Origin of the sequence: Aeromonas sp. HMWF014 (assembly GCF_963878295.1) — a bacterium.
Classification (GTDB): Bacteria; Pseudomonadota; Gammaproteobacteria; order Enterobacterales; family Aeromonadaceae; genus Aeromonas; species Aeromonas popoffii.
In genome coordinates this window covers 1-2,141 of record NZ_CAWNYS010000015.1, presented here as the reverse complement: position 1 = coordinate 2,141, position 2,141 = coordinate 1, and the positions used below count along the sequence as shown (strand labels likewise).

Sequence of the window (2,141 nt, the reverse complement as noted above, 5' to 3'; positions counted from 1 at the left end):
GTCAGCCGCTGTCCGGTATGCAGCCGGTGGCCCAAGTCTATGCGGGCCATCAGTTCGGCGGTTACAGCCCACGCCTCGGTGATGGGCGTGCGCTGCTGCTGGGTGAGCTGCGGGCGCAGGATGGTCAGGGCTGGGATCTGCACCTGAAAGGGGCGGGCAAGACGCCTTTCTCCCGCTTTGGTGACGGTCGTGCCGTGCTGAGATCCAGCATCCGCGAATATCTCGCCTCAGAGGCGCTGCATGCCCTCGGCATTCCCACCACGCGTGCGCTGGTACTGGTTGGCAGCAAGGAGCCTGTCTACCGAGAGCAGGAAGAGACGGGCGCAACCGTGCTGCGAACCGCTCCCAGCCACCTGCGGTTCGGTCACATCGAATATTTCGCCTGGAGCGGGCAGGGGGAGAAGATACCGCTGCTCATCGACTATCTGCTGCGTCACCACTTCCCCGAGCTGGACAGCGGGGCTGAGCTGTTTGCCGAGGTGGTACGGCGTACCGCGCGGCTCATCGCCAAGTGGCAGGCGGCGGGCTTCTGTCATGGGGTGATGAACACCGACAACATGTCGCTGCTCGGGCTGACCCTGGATTACGGCCCCTACGGCTTCATCGATGCCTATGTGCCCGATTTTGTCTGTAATCACTCGGATCCGGGCGGTCGCTATGCACTGGATCAGCAACCCGCTGTGGGTTACTGGAATCTGCAAAAGCTGGCGCAGGCGTTGGCAGACCATGTGGATGGCGACGCCCTGGCCGCCGCGCTTGCCCAGTATGAACATCAGCTGATGCTGCACTACTCCGAGCTGATGCGCGCCAAACTCGGGTTGTCGGTGTGGGAAGAGGAGGACCCGGCGCTGTTCCGCGAGCTGTTCCAACTGCTGGCGAGCCAGAGAGTGGACTATCACCTCTTCCTGCGCCGCCTGGGTGAGGTTACTCAGCAGGGGGAGTGGCCAGCCGCCCTGCTGGCTCTGCTGCCGGATCCTGCGCGCTGGCAGCAGTGGCTCGCGCTCTATCGGGCGCGACTGGTGCGGGAGGGAAGCGAGGATGCCGCCCGCAAGCGGCAGATGGATGCCATCAATCCCAAGTACGTGCTGCGTAATGCCCTGGCCCAGCAGGCGATAGATGCCGCTGAGGCGGGGGATATGACTCCGTTCGAGCGGTTGTTTGCGGCCTTGCAGCATCCCTATGACGAACAACCCGAGTATGACGACCTGGCGACACCGGTTCCCCAGTGGTATTGCGGTGGTGAACTTTCTTGCAGCAGTTGAGGTATGAGCGATGGATTGGCGTGTAACGCGGACAGACACGGAGTCAGCCGTGCTGATGCTGGATTGCCCCGGGCTCAGCTGGGATACCTTCCCGGCGCTGGCAGGGACTTTGCTGCAGGAGTGGGAGCTCAGGCTGCTCGACAAGGAGTGGGGCGCCGATCGCCACGGCTGGTTGCTGGAATTTGAAGGGAGTCAGTTCAGGCTGGAGTATGAACATCATAGCGGTTGCTGGCTGACGGCGGTGCAGCCGGTCGATCGCGAGGTCTTGTTCTGGCTTGGCTGTCAGCATAACAAAGGCTGAGCGGGCTGCTTGGGGGGCATGACCTTGCCCTTTGATGACAATGGCCGCTGGTTGAATCAATAGCATAAAGATTGAACTATCACTTGGGGGGCGTATAATCGCGCCCCTCAATTATCGCCAATGGTGGCGGTATGGGTTCCCTAACCCCATTAACCAAAAAGGTCACAATATGAATCTGACCCCTGCTCAGCACCAGACGGCGCTGGTGCGTCTCTCTTTGTTCCACATCCTGATCATTGCCAGCAGCAACTACCTGGTACAGCTGCCGATTACCATCTTTGGCTTCCACACCACCTGGGGTGCCTTCAGCTTCCCGTTCATCTTTCTGGCCACCGATCTGACGGTGCGGATTTTCGGTGTCGGTCTGGCCCGCAAGATCATCCAGACCGTGATGCTGCCTGCGCTGGCTGTTTCCTATGTGCTCTCCGTGCTGTTCTTCGAGGGCAGTTATCAGGGCATGGGCAATCTGGCGGAGTTTAACCTGTTTGTGGCTCGCATCGCGCTGGCCAGCTTTATGGCCTATCTGGTGGGCCAGTTTATGGACGTGGTGGTATTCAACCGCCTGCGGCGGCTCAGGG

3 protein-coding genes are annotated in these 2,141 nt (G+C 60.8%); all 3 read left to right on the top strand.

Annotated elements, in window-relative coordinates:
• Positions 1–1,262 (top strand): protein adenylyltransferase SelO (locus tag AAC083_RS00480; RefSeq protein ID WP_108535625.1); only part of this gene is annotated, 1,262 nt, incomplete at its 5' end.
• 10 nt (positions 1,263–1,272) lie between these two features.
• Positions 1,273–1,563 carry a DUF3630 family protein gene (locus AAC083_RS00475; RefSeq protein WP_108535624.1) on the top strand — a complete coding sequence of 97 codons (291 nt, stop codon included), beginning with the start codon at positions 1,273–1,275 and terminating at the stop codon, positions 1,561–1,563.
• A gap of 169 nt (positions 1,564–1,732) precedes the next feature.
• The coding region (locus tag AAC083_RS00470; RefSeq protein WP_146181550.1) for a queuosine precursor transporter at positions 1,733–2,141 on the top strand (409 nt) is incomplete at its 3' end.

Coding starts and splice junctions, on each gene's coding strand:
- AAC083_RS00475 (WP_108535624.1), top strand. CDS start 1,273: ATGGATTGGCGTGTAACGCGGACAGACACGGAGTCAGCCGTGCTGATG.